The sequence below is a fragment of the Azospira inquinata genome (genome assembly GCF_018905915.1).
Lineage (GTDB): Bacteria > Pseudomonadota > Gammaproteobacteria > Burkholderiales > Rhodocyclaceae > Azospira > Azospira inquinata.
Genome location: NZ_CP064782.1, coordinates 261,792 through 278,321 on the forward strand (window position 1 = coordinate 261,792; position 16,530 = coordinate 278,321).

Annotated in this window: 13 protein-coding genes and 2 pseudogenes; 6 read left to right on the top strand and 9 right to left on the bottom strand. The window is 61.2% G+C overall.

Features of this window, described 5'->3' with window-relative positions; all coding sequences use genetic code 11:
• Nucleotides 1-86: 86 nt before the first annotated feature.
• From Azoinq_RS01160 to Azoinq_RS01175, 4 genes and pseudogenes are all read right to left on the bottom strand, one after another.
• A complete protein-coding gene (locus Azoinq_RS01160; RefSeq protein ID WP_216127733.1) occupies nucleotides 87-776 on the bottom strand; it encodes a response regulator transcription factor in 690 nt (229 codons plus the stop codon).
• A complete protein-coding gene (locus Azoinq_RS01165; RefSeq protein WP_216127732.1) occupies nucleotides 761-2,713 on the bottom strand; it encodes a sensor histidine kinase in 1,953 nt (650 codons plus the stop codon). The genes Azoinq_RS01160 and Azoinq_RS01165 overlap by 16 nt, the downstream gene beginning before the upstream one ends.
• Before the next feature lie 94 nt (nucleotides 2,714-2,807).
• A pseudogene (locus Azoinq_RS01170) lies at nucleotides 2,808-3,284 on the bottom strand (FKBP-type peptidyl-prolyl cis-trans isomerase); the annotation flags it as partial.
• A gap of 17 nt (nucleotides 3,285-3,301) precedes the next feature.
• Nucleotides 3,302-3,766 carry a peroxiredoxin gene (locus Azoinq_RS01175; protein ID WP_216127725.1) on the bottom strand — a complete coding sequence of 155 codons (465 nt, stop codon included), beginning with the start codon at nucleotides 3,764-3,766 and terminating at the stop codon, nucleotides 3,302-3,304.
• A gap of 703 nt (nucleotides 3,767-4,469) precedes the next feature.
• On the opposite strand from Azoinq_RS01175, the gene Azoinq_RS01180 reads away from it, so the two are divergent.
• Nucleotides 4,470-5,501: a zinc-dependent alcohol dehydrogenase family protein gene (locus Azoinq_RS01180; protein WP_216127723.1), complete on the top strand. Its 1,032-nt coding sequence runs from the start codon at nucleotides 4,470-4,472 to the stop codon at nucleotides 5,499-5,501.
• A 195-nt stretch (nucleotides 5,502-5,696) separates the two neighbouring features.
• A complete protein-coding gene (locus Azoinq_RS01185; RefSeq protein ID WP_216127720.1) occupies nucleotides 5,697-6,398 on the top strand; it encodes an SIMPL domain-containing protein in 702 nt (233 codons plus the stop codon).
• Nucleotides 6,399-6,558: 160 nt separating this feature from the next.
• Here the strand turns inward: Azoinq_RS01185 and Azoinq_RS01190 are convergent, their stop codons facing one another.
• Nucleotides 6,559-7,800 carry an MFS transporter gene (locus Azoinq_RS01190; RefSeq protein ID WP_216127716.1) on the bottom strand — a complete coding sequence of 414 codons (1,242 nt, stop codon included), beginning with the start codon at nucleotides 7,798-7,800 and terminating at the stop codon, nucleotides 6,559-6,561.
• A 103-nt stretch (nucleotides 7,801-7,903) separates the two neighbouring features.
• Between Azoinq_RS01190 and Azoinq_RS01195 the strand changes: the two genes are divergently transcribed.
• On the top strand, nucleotides 7,904-8,830 hold the full coding sequence (locus Azoinq_RS01195) for a LysR family transcriptional regulator (RefSeq protein WP_216127713.1): 927 nt from the start codon (nucleotides 7,904-7,906) through the stop codon (nucleotides 8,828-8,830).
• Nucleotides 8,831-9,245: 415 nt separating this feature from the next.
• Here Azoinq_RS01195 and ftsB read toward each other — a convergent pair.
• From ftsB to Azoinq_RS01215, 4 genes and pseudogenes are all read right to left on the bottom strand, one after another.
• Nucleotides 9,246-9,515: pseudogene (gene ftsB, locus Azoinq_RS14765) on the bottom strand (cell division protein FtsB); the annotation flags it as partial.
• Between the two features lie 151 nt (nucleotides 9,516-9,666).
• Nucleotides 9,667-10,953: a phosphopyruvate hydratase gene (gene eno, locus Azoinq_RS01205; RefSeq protein WP_216127707.1), complete on the bottom strand. Its 1,287-nt coding sequence runs from the start codon at nucleotides 10,951-10,953 to the stop codon at nucleotides 9,667-9,669.
• 108 nt (nucleotides 10,954-11,061) lie between these two features.
• Nucleotides 11,062-11,898 carry a 3-deoxy-8-phosphooctulonate synthase gene (gene kdsA, locus Azoinq_RS01210; RefSeq protein ID WP_216127703.1) on the bottom strand — a complete coding sequence of 279 codons (837 nt, stop codon included), beginning with the start codon at nucleotides 11,896-11,898 and terminating at the stop codon, nucleotides 11,062-11,064.
• Nucleotides 11,895-13,535 carry a CTP synthase gene (locus Azoinq_RS01215; RefSeq protein WP_216127700.1) on the bottom strand — a complete coding sequence of 547 codons (1,641 nt, stop codon included), beginning with the start codon at nucleotides 13,533-13,535 and terminating at the stop codon, nucleotides 11,895-11,897. Before Azoinq_RS01215 ends, kdsA begins: the two co-directional genes overlap by 4 nt.
• Nucleotides 13,536-14,107: 572 nt before the next feature.
• Here Azoinq_RS01215 and Azoinq_RS01220 point away from each other — a divergent pair.
• The 3 genes from Azoinq_RS01220 (at nucleotide 14,108) to Azoinq_RS01230 (ending at nucleotide 16,442) form a co-directional block, all read left to right on the top strand.
• Nucleotides 14,108-14,722, top strand: coding sequence for a hypothetical protein (locus Azoinq_RS01220; RefSeq protein ID WP_216127697.1), 615 nt, complete (start codon nucleotides 14,108-14,110; stop codon nucleotides 14,720-14,722).
• A 282-nt stretch (nucleotides 14,723-15,004) separates the two neighbouring features.
• Nucleotides 15,005-15,520 (top strand): DinB family protein, encoded by a 516-nt coding sequence (locus tag Azoinq_RS01225; protein ID WP_216127695.1) that lies wholly within the window; start codon nucleotides 15,005-15,007, stop codon nucleotides 15,518-15,520.
• Between the two features lie 400 nt (nucleotides 15,521-15,920).
• Nucleotides 15,921-16,442 carry a DUF2867 domain-containing protein gene (locus Azoinq_RS01230; protein ID WP_216127692.1) on the top strand — a complete coding sequence of 174 codons (522 nt, stop codon included), beginning with the start codon at nucleotides 15,921-15,923 and terminating at the stop codon, nucleotides 16,440-16,442.
• The last annotated feature ends 88 nt before the right edge of the window (nucleotides 16,443-16,530 follow it).

Consider the following 16,530-nt stretch of genomic DNA (forward strand, 5'->3'; position numbering starts at 1 on the left):
ATAGGGGCCCGTCACTGACCAACGGAACCCGGATAAGGCCAGGAGTCAGTCTAAAAAAAAGCCCAGTCGCAATACTTCCCAATACTTCATTGCAGGGTGACCGGCACACACAGCTTGTAGCCCCAATTGCGCAGGGATTGGATTACCGGGGCGGGCGCCCCCAACTGGGCTAGTTTTTTGCGCAGCCGCACCAGGGCAATTACCAGGGCGGCCTTGGGATCGGAAGCCCGGTTTTTCTGTAGAATTTCCAGTAGCTGCCAGGTTTCCAGCCGTTGATCCGCCGCCCGGCAAAAGCCCGCCATCATGGCCCCTTCCGAAACCGACAGGGTTACCGACTGATTGCCCGGCCCCCCCAACAGCAGGGTATCCAAATCCAGCCAATAGCCTTCTTCCCGATCCGGGGGATACAGACGGCGAGACAGGGCATGAATGGCGGCGCACAGTTCATCCAAAGCAACGGGCTTGGCCATGTAAATATCCGCACCGCTCTCGTAGCCCTGGCGCTTCTCCTGGGGCAGAGCCCGGGCCGTGACCATGATGAGCCCCACCCGGGGCTGGGCAGCGCGGACCCGGCGGGCCAGGGAAAGCCCATCCTCTCCGGGCAGGTTCAAATCCACCACCAGTAAATCGGTGTTTTCCCAGGCCGTAAGCTCCGGATATTCCTCTGCCGAGGCGACCCCCCGTACCCGATGGCCTTCTGCCTCCAGGGCGGCCACCGTGGCTGCCCGCAATTCGTCGTTGTCCTCCACCACCACAATTCTTAAACCGGTAGCCACAGCAAAAACTCCACACGTTGTTCCTCGACGACGACTTCCAGCGCCGCCCCCAGCAAAGTCGCAATGCCCCGGGACAAATAGAGTCCCAGGCCGGAACCGCTTTTACTCTGGGCCCCCGGGCTGCGGTAATACTTGCTGAATAAGCGGGCCGTTTCCAGACTGGCATCCCAAGGCACCCGATTGGACACCCGAATGCCCACCCCAGACGCCCCGGCTTTTTCCCAAGGCCCCACACTGACCTGAACGGAGGAACCGGGGAGGGAATACTTCAGCCCGTTGTCCAGAAGATTGGCGATGATGATGGAGAGTAACTGGGGATCCGTATGCACTTCCGGCAGCGCCTCATCCCGGGTGGATATCCGCTCCGGCTCAGTACAGGCGCCAATGCACTCGTAGAGCAGATCCAGAATGTCGCAGGGCGCCTTAACCGGCCGCAAAGCCTGGTGTTCCAACTGCCCCGAAAGGCGGCAGCGTTCCACCAGGGCGGTGATATTGCCCAGGGCCCGTTCGATCCGCTCATGGTGGGGCCCCTGGGTTTTCAAAGCCCCCAGGCTTATCCGGGCCACCCCCACCGGGGTCTTGATTTCATGGGTCAGCATGTCAATGAAACGCTCCTGCTCCCGCACCTGGTGCCGGGCGGTTTCCAGATGCTGTCGGGAAAGGGCCAGCTCCACCTGCGCTTGCAAACGCCCCTGTTTCAAAGCTTGGGAGCGGCGCAGAAGAAACACGGTCATCAGCAGGGAGGAAGCCAGTCCTTGGAGACTGGAAGCTTCCAGGCTCCAGGCGCTGGGCTCCCACCACCCCAGGACCGGGGCGATCCGCAGGGCCAGAATCAGGGCATTTGCCCCGTAGACGGCACGAAACAACCAGAGCCCGGGCAAGGCTTCCTTACGGGCCAGGATTGCGGCCAGCAGGCACAGGGGAATCATGGCAACGACCATCAGGGCATTGAGCTTCAGGGCCGTTTGCACCTGTCCCAGGGCCAGCAAGCCCTGCAATCCCAGGCCCACCCCAATGAGTAAGGCATAAATGCGGGGAAGGAGCGTCTGGTCGGAAAATAACTGGAACAGGCGACGATGGAAACAGAAGGTAAGTACGGGCACCAGACAGACCACCATGCTGGTCACCCTGTCCAGGGCGAGGGAGTGGGGAAACAGGGGCGCCAGATACCCCATCACGGCCGCATTGAACAACATGCCCCCCGCCTGAAACAGGGCGAACCAGCCCACCACCCCTTCCCGGTATTGCCAAAACTCAGCCAAAGACCAGAAGAGAATCCAGGACATGAGGCCGAAATAGGCCACCTGCATCAAATCCAGCTGGACATCCTTACGATAGAAATCCCTGGGCGTCAGGGCTTCCACTTCCATCAGGGAGGAGCTGGCGGTTTTCAGGCGCAGGTAATAAGTACTGGTTTCCCGGGGCTGGATTTGGAATCCCAGGGCGATGGAAGGAAAACGCCGGTCCTCATAAGCCAGCCGATCCCCGGTGGTCTGGGCCGTCCATCGGCCGGGGTGATCTGGGTCTGGGCTGTAGAGGGTCACCTGATCCAGAAAAGCGGGGCGGATGCGCAGCATCAACCCTCCGCCGTCTTCCGGCGGACGCACCACCAGCCGCAGCCAGTAGGCGGATGACTGATAGCCTTCCACCAGGATGGGAGGCGCAGGTGCCATGGCCTGGCGGCTCACCTGGGCCAGGGTCAAATCAGCGTTCCGATCCTCCAGCACACTGCGACTGACAATATGGTCCTGGCCCCAGCAGGCGCCGGCCCAGAGGCACCAGAGCAGAATCAGGCAGATTCGCCGTACCGGGGATAACGCTCCCCAGTGCCAGGGCCAACACGCCACCAGCCCCAGGCGGGCGGGCCAATGCCGGACCTTCAGACGGGGCGGAGAGGCAAGAAAAAGCCGCCCTGGGGCGGCTTGTGTGGCGAACATGACCAGCTTAGTGCTTGCAGCCGCAGCCCCCTTCGTGGCCGCCACCGCAGCAGCCGCCCTCATCCTCGTCATCGCCACAGCCACAGCCTTCGTCGTGGTGGTGTTCGTGATGCACGTGGCCGTGCTCCAATTCTTCCTCGCTGGCGGGACGCACGTCGGTAACGGTGCAGGAGAACACCAGGGAAGTGCCAGCCAGGGGATGGTTGCCATCCAGCACTACCTTGCCGTCCGCAATGTCGGTGACCCGATAGAGGACGAAGTCTTCCTCATCCACACCTTCCGGGGCGCCTTCAAACTGCATGCCCACTTCCAGGACTTCGGGGAATTCGGCCCGGGGTTCGATCTGGACCAGGGCCGGATCGTATTCGCCGAAGGCGTCGTCCGGTTGCAGCTTGACCTTCAGGGTTTCCCCCACGTCCTTGCCCTGGAGGGCCTCCTCGATCTTGGGGAAAATGTCGTCGTAGCCGCCGTGGAGATAAACCAGAGGCTCCTGGCCCCCGTCCACCAGGGCGCCATCCGGATCGGTGACGTTGTAATCCAGGGTGACGACAGTATTTTTGGCAATTTGCATGATGGTCCTAACGAAATTTAAAGGGCTTGCACCAGCCGCAACACTTCTGCGGCATGTCCCCGGGGGGTCACGTCATAGAGGGCATGGCGGAGGGTTCCCGCCTTGTCGATGACAAAGGTGGAACGGACCACGCCATAGCGCTTTTGCCCATCCACTTCCTTGGCCTGCCAGACGCCGTAACGCTTGCACACCACCCCTTCCACATCGGACAAAAGGGACAGGGCGATACCGTGTTCGTCCCGGAAATCCGCGTGTTTCAGGCAGTCTTCCCGGTTAACGCCGATCAGGACACAGTCCCGCCGGGCGAATTCCTGATCGTGGTCGGAAAAATCGGTCACTTCCAGGGTGCAGCTGGGCGTCCCGTCCTTGGGATAGAAAAGGAGAACCACGTGGCGCTGGCCGCGAAAACTCGACAAGGCCACCGGCTCCATATCCGCATCGGGCAATTCGAAATCGGGCGCCGGTTGTCCGGGTTTCAACATGGTCACTCCTTCAAGGGCGGCCCCCGCGTTCCGGGGGCGGAAGCGAGTTGGGCGGATTCTAACGGAGCTTCCCGGCTCTGACCATGGCGGAAAGTCACATTTTCTCTATCGCCGGAAAGGAATATGACGGGGAGAAGCCCCCGGGCTGGCTGGCTGGCTGGCTGGCTGGCTGGCTGGCTGGCTGGCTGGCTGGGCTGGCTGGGCTGGGCTGGGCTGGCTGGGCTGGGCTGGGCTGGGCTGGGCTGGGCTGGGCTGGGCTGGGCTGGGCTGGGCTGGGCTGGGCTGGGCTGGGCTGGGCTGGGCCTGGGCCTGGGCCTGGGCCTGGGCCTGGGCCTGGGCCTGGGCCTGGGCCTGGGCCTGGGCCTGGGCCTGAGCCTGAGCCTGAGGCGGAGACGGAGCCTGAGCCTGAGACGGAGACGGAGCCTGAGCCTGAGCCTGAGACGGAGACGGAGACGGAGACGGAGACGGAGCCTGAGGCGGAGACGGAGATGGAGATGGAAAGACTACCGCCCCGCCCAGGAAGGAAACTATCCCGGCAACCGGAGCCCCCCCATTCCTCCTGTACCGGATAGCACCACCTGCCCCCTCCCCGGAAAGACTTCCCCAGACCGAACGCTCTCCCTCGCCCCCAACCCCGCTCCCCGCCCCGCCACCCCAGCGCCAATTCTTTACAATGGACCCATCTTTTTCCCCGGCCCCTGCCATGACTGCCCCCCTCCCTAGCGCTCTGCCCAACCACTACACCGCCATGGTCCTCCATGGGCCGGGGCAACCCCTGGTGGCGGAAAGCCGGCCCCTCACCCTGCCTGGCCCGGGCCAGGTATTACTGCGGGTGGAAGCCTGCGGGGTGTGTCGCACGGACCTCCATCTGGTGGATGGGGAGTTGCCCGATCCCCAGTTGCCCATGGTCCCGGGCCACGAAATCGTCGGCCGGGTGGCGGCCCTGGGGGACGGGGTCACCGGGCTGGCCCTGGGGCAGCGGGTGGGAGTGCCCTGGCTGGGCTGGACCTGCGGCCATTGCGCCTACTGCCAGGGCGGGGAGGAAAACCTCTGTGACCAGGCCCGATTCACCGGCTACCAGATTCAAGGGGGCTACGGGGAATACACCCTGGCGGACGAGCGCTACTGCTTTCCCATGGACGAAGCCGGAGACCCGGCCCACCTAGCTCCCCTGCTCTGCGCCGGGCTAATCGGCTACCGGGCCCTAAGCATGGCTGGAAACGCCCGTCATCTGGGCATCTACGGTTTTGGCGCCGCCGCCCACATCATCGCCCAGGTGGCCCGCTGGCAAGGCCGGGAAATCTACGCTTTCACCCGGGAAGGAGACCGGGAAAGCCAGGCCTTCGCCCGGGAGTTGGGGGCGGTCTGGGTCGGGGCCTCGGAACAGCGGCCGCCCCGGGAACTGGACGCCGCCCTGCTCTTCGCCCCGGTGGGGAGCCTGGTGCCCGCCGCCCTAGCCGCTACCCGCAAGGGGGGCACGGTGGTCTGCGCCGGTATCCACATGAGCGACATCCCCAGCTTTCCCTATGCCCTGCTCTGGGGGGAAAGGACGGTGCGCTCCGTGGCCAATCTGACCCGCCAGGATGGGGAGGAATTCCTGGCCCTGGCCCCCCGGGTGCCGGTTCATACCCAGGTCACCCCTTTCCCCCTGAAGGAAGCCAACACGGCCCTGGAACGGCTGCGGCGGGGCGAGCTCCAGGGGGCGGCGGTCCTCCTGCCCGGCGGGGCCGAATAGTCTGGCCGGGCCCCGGGGGCGCACCCTAGCAGCCCCTCGCACGCACCTCCCAAGCCCCAACCATGGCCCCCCCACGGTTCCCGAAATGCGCCCCTCCGCGCTCCGCCCCCTGACGCCGGGGCGCAAAATCCCCTAGACTGGGCCCGGTACCACGGTCCTCCGTCCCCCGACCTTTATTTTTCCCAGGAGTCCCCCATGACCTTTCCTCGCCCTTTCCGCCCCCTCCTGTGCTGCCTCTGGCTGGGGCTGGCCTGGCCCGCCCTGGCCTCTGCTGCGGAGCCGGAAAATATGCCGCCCAGGGCGGATTTGTCCGTCAGCGCCAGCCGCCCGGCGGTCAATGACCAGCTCCAGGCCGTGGTGTTTACGGAAGCCAGCGGTGCCACCCCGGCGGCCCTGGCCGCCAAAGTCAATCCCCTCATCGCCTCCGGCCTGCGCCTGGCCAAGGCCTATCCCCAGGTGAAAGCCAAAAGCGGCACCAGCCAGACCTTTCCGGTTTATGGCAAAAACGGCCGGGTGGACAGCTGGCGCCTGCGCAGTGAAATTGAGCTGGAATCCGGGGACAGCACCGCCTTGGCGGAATTGCTGGGTAAACTCCAGAACACCCTGATGCTGGAAACCCTCCAGTTCCAGCCCAGTCCGGAAGGGCGCCAGCGGGCGGAGGACGGGGCCATCCAGGACGCCCTGACGGCCTTCAAGGCCCGGGCCGCCCTGGTGGCCGCTAGCCTGGGCAAGCCCTGGCGCATTCGCCATATCTCCATCAACACTAACGGCGAACGCCCGGTCATGCCCATGATGAGAACCAAAATGCTGGCGGCAGAGGCCGCCCCCATGCCCGTGGAAGGGGGAGAAAGCACCATTACCGCCACGGTTTCCGGGCAAATCGATCTGGTGGAATAAACCTGCCGGCCCCCGGGGGCTGACGGGGCAAGCCCCTCAAGACGAGGCTCGGGAGCCTCTTGCCCGCAACCCTCGACCTAGCCCCCGCCCCCAAGCCAGTCCCTTCGGAGCCTGACCATCCCGCCGCCCCTTCCCGGGGGCGGCAGCGTCTCCCAATCGCTCAGTCCTCCGTCCGTACCCGGGTCAATACCAGGCCCAGGAGACCCATGGCGCCGGTCAGGGCGCACACCCCGGGCCAGCCCCCGTGCTGCCAGAACCAGCCCCCCACGGAGCCCGTAATGCTGGAGCCCATGTAGTAGAAAAGCAGGTAGAGGGAGGAAGCATGGCCCTTGGTGAGCCCGGCCAGGGGGCCGATGGAGCCGCTCACCACGGAATGGGCGATGAAATAGCCGGCGGTGACCAGGGCAATCCCGGTGATGAGGATGAAGAGGCTGGAAAATAAAGTCAGCGCCAGCCCCGCCAGCATCAAGAGAAAGCCCATAAGAATCACCGGCCGCCGCCCCATTTTGTCCGCCAGACTGCCGGCGGCGGAAGAGGAAAAAACCCCAAAGGCGTAGGTAAGGAAAATCATGGCGCAGGCCGTCTGCCCCAGGCCATAAGGGGGCTGGGAAAGACGAAAACTGGCGTAGTTGAACAGGGTGACAAAAACGCTGGTAAGGGTGAAACCGCCGCCAAACAGGCGCAGCAGCTTGGGGTTACGTAAATGCTGGCCCCAGGCGGCCAGGTGAAAGCTCAGGTCAAAACCGGGCTTGGGGGTGAAATGGCGGGAGGGGGGCAAGAGCCAGACAAAGCCAGCGGTGGCCAGGAGCCCCAGGGCCCCCAGAATCCCCATGGCGCCCCGCCAGGAATCGAATTCCGTCAGGAGCCCCATGCCCACCCGGCCCATCATGGCCCCCAGGGCGGTGCCCGCCACGTAAAAGCCCATGGCTTTGCCCAGGTGGCCGGGGGCCATTTCTTCCCCCAGATAGGCCATGGCCACCGCCGGCACGCCCCCCAGCACTACCCCTTCCAGGGCCCGGGCGGCCAGCATGGTGTGCCAGTTGGGCGCCAGGGCGGCGGCGATATTGCAGGCAGCCCCCAGGAGGGTGGAGGTGCACATCAGGGCCCGGCGGCTCACTCCCTGGGAATAGGCCCCGGCGGCAAAAATGGATAAGGCCAGGAGCCCGGTGGTGAGGGACAGGGCCAGGGAACTCTGGGCCGGGCTGACCCGAAAATCCCGGGCGAATTCGGGCAACAGGGGCTGGACGCAGTAAATCAGGGAAAAGCTGGCAAAGCCCACGAGAAACAGGGCCAGGATGGTATTCCGGTATTCCCGGGTGCCGGGCAGGATACCCGGATGACTGACGGCGGCGGAAGGGGGAACACCCCCCACTCCAGGCAGGGTGACGGAAGAACTAGGCATGGGGAAAACAACAGGTTTTATAGGAATGAACCCAGTATATCGGCCCCCTTTTTATATATCCAATATATAGTATTAGATAACTCCATATCTATTTTATATATCAATGGAACTCCGCCACATTCGCTATTTCCTCGCCATTGCGGAGGAAAAAAATTTCACCCGGGCCGCCGCCCGGCTGGGCATCGGCCAGCCCCCCTTGAGCCAGCAGATTCGGGACTTGGAACGGGAGGTGGGCACGCCCCTCTTCCACCGGGTGCCCCACGGGGCGGAATTAACCGAGGCGGGCCGGGCCTTCTGGGAGGTAGTGAGCCGCCTGCCACCCCAGGTAGCGGAAGCCATGCACGCCGCCCAGCGGGCCGCCCGGGGGGAAACGGGAGCCCTGCGCCTGGGGTTCACCGGCACCGCCGTATTGAATCCCGTGGTGCCCGCCTGCATCCGGGAATTTCGCCGCCACTATCCCCAGGTGGAAATCCGCCTGATGGAAACCAATTCCGCCCTGCTGGTCCAGGCCCTGGTGGAAAAGCGCCTGGACGTGGCCATCGTGCGCCCGGCGGAGGGATCGCCCCCCACCGTGGCCCACCACCTGCTCACGGAAGAAAATCTGGTAGCCGCCCTCCCCGCCGCCCATCCGGCGGCCCAGGAAGGGGGAGAAGCGGACACGGGCATTGCCCTGGCCAGCCTCAAGGACGATCCCTTCATCCTGACTCCCCGATCCATCGGCAGCAGTCTCCACGACACGGTACTGGCCAGCTGCCGGGCCGCCGGTTTCACCCCCACCCAGGGCCAGGCCGCGCCCCAGATCGCCTCCATGCTTTCCCTGGTATCCGCCGAACTGGGGGTGGCCCTGGTGCCCGAATCCATGCAGCAGTTAAAGGTCCACGGGGTGGTGTATCGCCCCATCGGCGGCGGGGTGCCGCCCCGGGTCAGCCTTTCCGTCGCCCATCTGGACAGCCAAACCCTGCCCCAGGCCCACAACTTCGTGGCCCTGGCCCAAAGCCTGGGGAACGGGGAAAAATCCGGGCAAAAATAAAGCCCCCGTCTCGGAAGAACCGGGGGCATCCCTTGAAGTAGGAGGGGGGCCGCTGGCGCCCCACGGGGAGTGGCGGAAATCCGGGTGATCCGGGTGATCCGGGTGATCCGGGTGATCCGGGTGATCCGGGTGATCCGGGTGATCCGGGTGATCCGGGTTGCGGGTTGCGGGTTGCGGGTTGCGGGTTGCGGGTTGCGGTCTGCGGTCTGCGGTCTGCGGTCTGCGGTAGTCTAAGGCTTCAGTACTCCCGACTCCGGCGGCCTCAGGGCTTTTTCGCCCCCTGGGCGACAAATTTTTCTACCTCCGCCTTGCCCGTGGGGGCAGGCCGGGCCGGGCGGGACTTGGCTGCCGCCAGGCCGGGGGGAGTGGCGGGGGCGGCAAAGCCGATGCCCGGCGTCTGGGAAGCGCTACCGCTTTGTTCCGGCAGCTGGACGAAAACCTCGTCCTCCTTGACCATGCCCAGTTCGTAGCGGGCCCGTTCCTCAATGGCGTCGTAGCCCTGCTTCAAATCCCGGACTTCCGCATCCAGCCCCGCATTCCGGGCTTCCAGCTTGTGATTGGCGTCCCGCTGCTGTTGCAGCTGGCGATCCACATCCCACACCCGCAGCCAGCCCCCTTTCCCCAGCCAGAGGGGGTATTGGAGCGCCACGATGAGGGCCACAAGGGCGGCGGTGAGCCAACGCATGGAAAATTTCCGGAAAAACGCAAAAAGGTTGAAAAATCAGGCCCGGATTATGGGCCTTTCCCCTGGGAAAGCATAGCCCGCCCATGGCGGGGACATACAAAAAAGCCGGGGCGGATAGGCCCCGGCTAGTCGGCAAGCGCCCGGTTTAAGCCTAACGGCCCAGGTTGTAGAAGGTGTCCTTACCCGGGTAGGAAGCGGTATCGCCCAGATCTTCCTCGATGCGCAGCAGTTGGTTGTACTTGGCGATCCGGTCGGAGCGGGAGAGGGAGCCGGTCTTGATCTGGCCAGCGTTGAGGCCCACGGCGATATCGGCGATGGTGGAATCTTCCGTTTCACCGGAGCGGTGGGAAATCACCGCGGTGTAACCGGCCCGCTTAGCCATTTCGATGGCGGCGAAGGTTTCGGACAGGGTACCGATCTGGTTCACCTTGATCAGAATGGCGTTGGCCACGCCCCGTTGAATGCCTTCCTTGAGGATCTTGGTGTTGGTGACGAACAGGTCGTCCCCCACGATCTGGACCTTGCCGCTCAGCCGGTCGGTGAGCAGCTTCCAGCCTTCCCAATCCCCTTCGGCCATGCCGTCTTCGATGGAGACGATGGGGAACTGGTCGGCCAGATTGGCCAGGTAGTCGGTCATCTGGGCGGAGGTCAGTTGCAGGCCTTCCCCAGCCAGGTGGTACTTGCCATCCTTGTAGAACTCGGAAGCGGCGCAGTCCAGGGCGATGAGCACGTCCTGACCGGGCACGTAACCGGCGTTTTCAATGGCTTGCAGCACCAGTTGCACGGCTTCCGCGTGGCTACCCAGGTTGGGGGCGAAACCGCCCTCATCCCCCACGGCGGTGGAGAACCCCTTCTTGTCCAGGAGCTTCTTCAGGGAATGGAACACTTCAGCGCCGCAGCGCAGAGCTTCCCGGAAGGAGCCTTGGCTCACCGGCATAATCATGAATTCCTGGAAATCCAGGCTGTTATTGGCGTGGGCGCCCCCGTTGATGATGTTCATCATGGGCACGGGCATTTGCATGGGGCCGGAACCGCCGAAGTAACGATAGAGGGGCAAACCGGCTTCTTCCGCCGCCGCCTTGGCCACGGCCATGGACACGGCCAGCATGGCATTGGCGCCCAGGCGGGACTTGTTTTCCGTGCCGTCCAGCTCGATCAGGGTCTTGTCGATGAAGGCTTGTTCCTGGGCATCCAGACCGATGATGGCTTCGGAAATTTCCGTATTGATATTTTCCACGGCCTGGAGCACACCCTTGCCCAGGTAACGGGAGCCGTCGCCGTCCCGCAGTTCAATGGCTTCGCGGGAACCGGTGGAAGCGCCGGAGGGAACGGCCGCCCGGCCCATGACGCCGGATTCCAACAGCACATCGGCTTCGACGGTGGGATTGCCGCGGGAATCCAGGATTTCGCGGGCGATGACATCAACGACAGAACTCATGATTCTCCCTTTGCTCTTTCAAAATTGACAAACCTTGCCCCGGGCCGGGGTCCAAACAGGGTTCCGGCTTCGGCCCGGGATGAATGGGATGGGCACCAAGGCCCCGGCCTAGGACAACTCCTCCAGGGGAGCGGACTTGATCAGCCGGTCCAGGGCCACCAGGGTGGTGAGCAGGCTTTCCATGCGCCCCAGGGGCCAGGCATTGGGCCCGTCGGACAGGGCCTGGGCCGGATTCGGATGGGTTTCCATAAAGATTCCCGCCACGCCGCTGGCCACCGCTGCCCGAGCCAGCACGGGTACGAATTCCCGTTGCCCGCCGCTCTTGTCCCCCTGACCGCCGGGCAACTGGACGCTATGGGTGGCGTCGAACACCACCGGGCAGCCCGTGTCCCGCATAATGGCCAGGGAACGCATGTCGGAAACTAGGTTGTTGTAACCGAAGGAGGCGCCCCGTTCGCAGACCATGATGGTGTCAGCCCCGCCATTGGCTTCCTTGGCCTTGGCCACCACGTTTTTCATGTCCCCGGGGGCGAGAAACTGGCCCTTCTTAATATTCACCGGCTTTCCGGAGGCCGCCACCGCATGGATGAAATCGGTCTGACGGCAAAGAAAGGCGGGGGTCTGCAACACATCCGCCACGGCGGCCACGGCAGGCACTTCCCCTTCCGTATGCACGTCGGTGAGTACGGGCACCCCGATCTGGCGTTTGACGCTTTCCAGGATTTTCAAGCCTGATTCCAGGCCCAGGCCCCGGAAGCTCTTGCCTGAGCTCCGGTTGGCCTTGTCGTAGGAGGCTTTGAAAATGTAGGGGATGCCCAGCCGGGCGCAGACTTCCTTTAACTGCCCGGCCACGTCCAGGCACAGCTGTTCCGACTCGGCGACACAGGGGCCAGCGATGAGGAACAGGGGCCGGTCCAGGCCGACGGGGAAGCCGCAGAGATTCATTTACCGGCGCCCTCGCGTTGATGCAGGGCGGCATTCACAAAGGCCTTGAACAGGGGATGGCCGGTGCGGGGGGAGGACGTGAATTCCGGGTGGAACTGGCAACCCACGAACCAGGGGTGCACTTCCCGGGGCAATTCCACCATTTCACAGAGATCCGTACCCGGGGCCCGACCCGCCACCTTGAGGCCTTTGGCTTCCAGTTGGGCCAGCAGGGTGTTATTCACTTCATAGCGATGCCGGTGCCGTTCCAGGATTTCCGGTTCCCCGTAAATTTCCCGGGCCAGGCTGCCCTCGCCCAGCAGGCAGCGTTGGCCGCCCAGGCGCATGGTGCCCCCCAGATCGGAATGCTCGTCCCGGTGTTCAATCTTGCCGGAAGCATCCTGCCATTCCGTAATCAGGCCGATCACCGGATAGGGGGTATGGGGTTCAAATTCCGTGGAGTGGGCGCCGTCCATGCCGGCCACGTCCCGGGCGAATTCCACCACCGCCATTTGCATCCCCAGGCAGATGCCCAGGTAGGGAATCTTGTTTTCCCGGGCGTAACGGATGGCGGCAATCTTGCCTTCCGTGCCCCGCTTACCGAAGCCGCCGGGCACCAGAATGGCGTCCATGCCCTGGAGACAGCCGATACCGTCTTTTTCCAGGTCTTCGGAATCGATGTAATGGATATTCACCTTGCAGCGGGTGTGAATGCCCGCGTGCTTCAAAGCCTCAATCAGGGACTTGTAGGATTCGGTGAGATCCACGTACTTGCCCACGAAGGCAATATCCACGTCGTGCTGGGGATGCTCCATGGCTTCCACCAGATGGTCCCACACGGACAGATCGGCGGAATGGGCCAGAATGCCCAGCTTGTGGCAGACAATCTCGTCCAGCATCTGATCGTGGAGCATGGCCGGAATCTTGTAGATGGAATCCGCGTCCAGCACCTCAATGACCCCTTCCAGGGGCACATTACAGAACAGGGCGATCTTGCGCTTTTCGTCCTCCGGAATAGGCCGATCGGCCCGGCACAGGAGGGCGTCGGGGAAAATACCGATTTCCCGCAGATCCTTCACCGAGTGCTGGGTGGGCTTGGTCTTCAGCTCCCCGGCAGTGGGAATGTAGGGCAACAGGGTCAGGTGCAGGAAGCAGGTGCCTTCCCGGCCTTCTTCAATGCCCATCTGGCGGATGGCTTCCAGGAACGGCAGGGATTCAATATCCCCCACCGTGCCCCCCACTTCCACGATGGCCACGTCCGCATCGCCGGCGCCTGCCTTAATGTGGGACTTGATCTCATCGGTGATGTGGGGAATGACCTGAACGGTCTTGCCCAGATATTCACCCCGGCGCTCTTTTTTCAGCACCGAGTCATAAATCTGACCGGTGGTGAAATTGTTGCGCTTGGACATCTTGGCGCTGGTAAAGCGCTCATAGTGACCCAGGTCCAGGTCAGTCTCCGCACCGTCTTCGGTGACGAACACTTCCCCATGCTGGAAGGGGCTCATGGTGCCCGGGTCGACGTTGATGTAGGGGTCTAGCTTGAGGTGGGTGACTTTGAGCCCGCGGGACTCGAGAATCGCACCCAGGGATGCGGCAGCAATGCCCTTACCAAGAGAGGACACCACGCCGCCGGTGACAAAAACGTATTTGGTCATGACGATCTAGCTGCGGGAAAGCCGAATTGTATCCGATAACCGCCCCCCGCTCCAAACCCTCCGGAGGGGCAAGCTGGGGGGCCGGGGCGGCGGGGGATGACAAGGGGGAAACCAAGAGGCAGCGGAGGAAAAATCGCCCACCGCCTCTCGGTCACCCCCCCGGAGCAAGGGCGCCTAACGGTGCCCTGGGCGGGGAAACGTTCAAGCTGTCCCCAGAAGCTGGGGGGAAAGCTGGGGATAAGTTGAGATTCCTGAACGGATTCAGGCGTATGACAAAACGCTTAAAAAATAAGCAAAGAAAGGCAATACAAGAGAATTCCTCAAGGACGGCCTAACCGCTTGGTCTGCTAACGGCTAGTAGCCAACCCACAAAACAAGAAATACAATGTCATCTGTTATTCTATGAATTTGCAACAGATTTAATCAGAAAACAAATCAACGAAAGACATTAATCTTCAAAAAATCATCAAAGCAGTTAATAACCCAAAAATTTTAGGCGGAGAACATCCACCTAAAAACATAGCCTCTTTCCGCCCCCGCACAAATATTAACTCGTCTATGGAGATACCATTTTGAGACACATTTTCGTATTATTAATGCTATCCATTTTTTGCGCCTACGCTAATGCAGACAGCAACGACAAGAAGGCACCGCAGAAAGTAATAATTGGGGTAAAAGACCAAAATGGTGCAGGCATCGGCTTGGAATTTCCTTCACCCCAAGAAGATGATTGGACAATAAAAGGTCATGGCTTAAGCGTGACTCTCAACAAAAAAAGCAATTCAGAAAATGAAAACCGTGAAATCGAAGCATATTTAATAAAACTTGACGCCCCCATTTCGCCTATCGCCAATTACATCGAAACCATCAAGCGGAATATCGTAGAAGGATACGCAGACAGCAAATATTTTAAGATCAATATATTGGAGATAGCGGAAGACCCCAAGGACAAGAGGTGCGTCAGAATACATCTTTTGCTGGAAGCCACTCAGCCTGACTCGGTAACGCAGCAAAAAAAATGGAGTGAGCAATATATACTCTCCTGCGGACTACTCAAGTACAAGGGACGGGGGTTCGAACTGCATTACTACCACCGGTATATTGACTCAAACAAAGACACGCAGTTTGGGGAAAAAGCAAAGAAAATAATGGACAGCGCCGTCATAATTGAGGACGATGGCAATTAAACACCACAATTACAAGCTGGCTGAGTCACACAACTCAGCCAGCAAATTCCGTAACTCGCCACGCACTCTCAATTTCTTAGTGCCACATATTTTCATGGATATGCCCCCATCCACAGATAGCTAGATGACAGGACTTCAACAATGACATTGTCATTTACGGCTATACATTCCCCCCTAAAAAAAGGTAATACGTATAACAACGAAGCAGATATATTAACGAAGGAAGCAAGTAGGCTCCCTTCCCCCAACTTATCGCCCTAAAGCAAGGCAACATAGCAGAAAATGCCAATCTCATTCATCCTGAATCAACTCCGCTATAAACAATGGGCAGACCGGCGGACGATTGGGGCTGTGGCCTTGATTGATCCGGTCCGATTCCCGGAGCAAATAGCCTTTGCCCGGCAGCAGTTGAACCACATGGTTCGGGTGGAAGAAGTTTTCCGGGCGCGGTTAATGGGTGACCCCGAACCCCACGCAACCTCCAACTCGGAAACGATCCCTTCCTTGGAAGATTTAAGAGAGCGATTGTCGGCTGCCAATGAATGGCTCCAGGACTATGCCCAGGCCTTATCTCCTGACCAGCTGGAAAAAAGCATCCACTTTCGCTTTCTCGACGGGGCCGGTGGCACCATGACCCGGGGAGAAGTGCTGTTCCATCTGATTAACCATGGCACCTACCACCGGGGAGCTATTGGCCGTGCCCTGGATCAGGCAGGCGGGCTGCGCCCCGCTGACACCTATACGGTTTATATCCATGGGGCGGAGCCGGAGCGGAGGGGGAACAACCCCTTGGAGTAGAAAGAAGCAAGGCCTTACCCCCTCCTCCCCTGCAACCCACGGCTCAACCCAGGAGCCCCCTCAAACGAGGCGTAGCTCACCCCCGCCACCCTACCCATTTCCAGGGAAAAGCTGGAGATAAATCCGAATTTCCCTTGCCCGTCAGGGTTATGACTTCACACTTGCAAGGTAGGCAAAATTGGGAAATGAAAGGAAATAACCGGCCAGGGGCGGTCCTAGAGGATGTTGTCCGAAAGCTGCCGTAGCACCTCTCGCATCTGCCTAGCATATTGGCTTGTTATACTGGCACTCAGAGAGCTAACTTACTGATAACACGCCCCTCCAACCAGTTAATCTAACGTCATAAATATCAATTGTTATACGGACCCATGCGTCCGTGTAAACATTGTTGGGCCTCGCAATGAAAGCTATCGCGCATCCATCCCCCGTCCCCACCGAAAGCACCATCAAAGAGCGCTTGCCTGGTGCGTATTTCTACGATTGCTACGCTATCGAGGTTCCGCGTTCTACACGAACGGCTCTTGGTCACTTTCTCACCGCTGTCGCGCATACGCCTCCGTGGGTTAATTCACTCATGGCCGTCCGTAACCAAGTCGTCCAACTCCTTGGGTTAAAGAACCTCGGCGGTCTCGGCGCATTCGATCCGTCTAAACCCGAATCGGCCTACCTGCCAGGAGATCGAGTTGGCATCTTCACTCTCATCGCCAACTCCGATAATGAAGTACTACTCGGTGATAGTGACAAACACCTTGATGTTGTTCTTTCGGCTTTCAAGCGTCCTGCCACTTCAAATGGCGCCCAATCGCTCGCGATAACCACCGTCGTCCATGTCCACAATCTCTTGGGGCGTATCTACATGCTTCCAGTCACTCCATTGCATAAGCTCATAGCCCCGGCGGTTCTTTCCCGCGTCCTCGCTTAACCCTGTGCGGATCAATTCGGCGGTCAACACGGGCGCTCCGCCAATAAGCCGGCGGAGCGCCGGTTACCTTGAACGTTAGCCGTTGCAA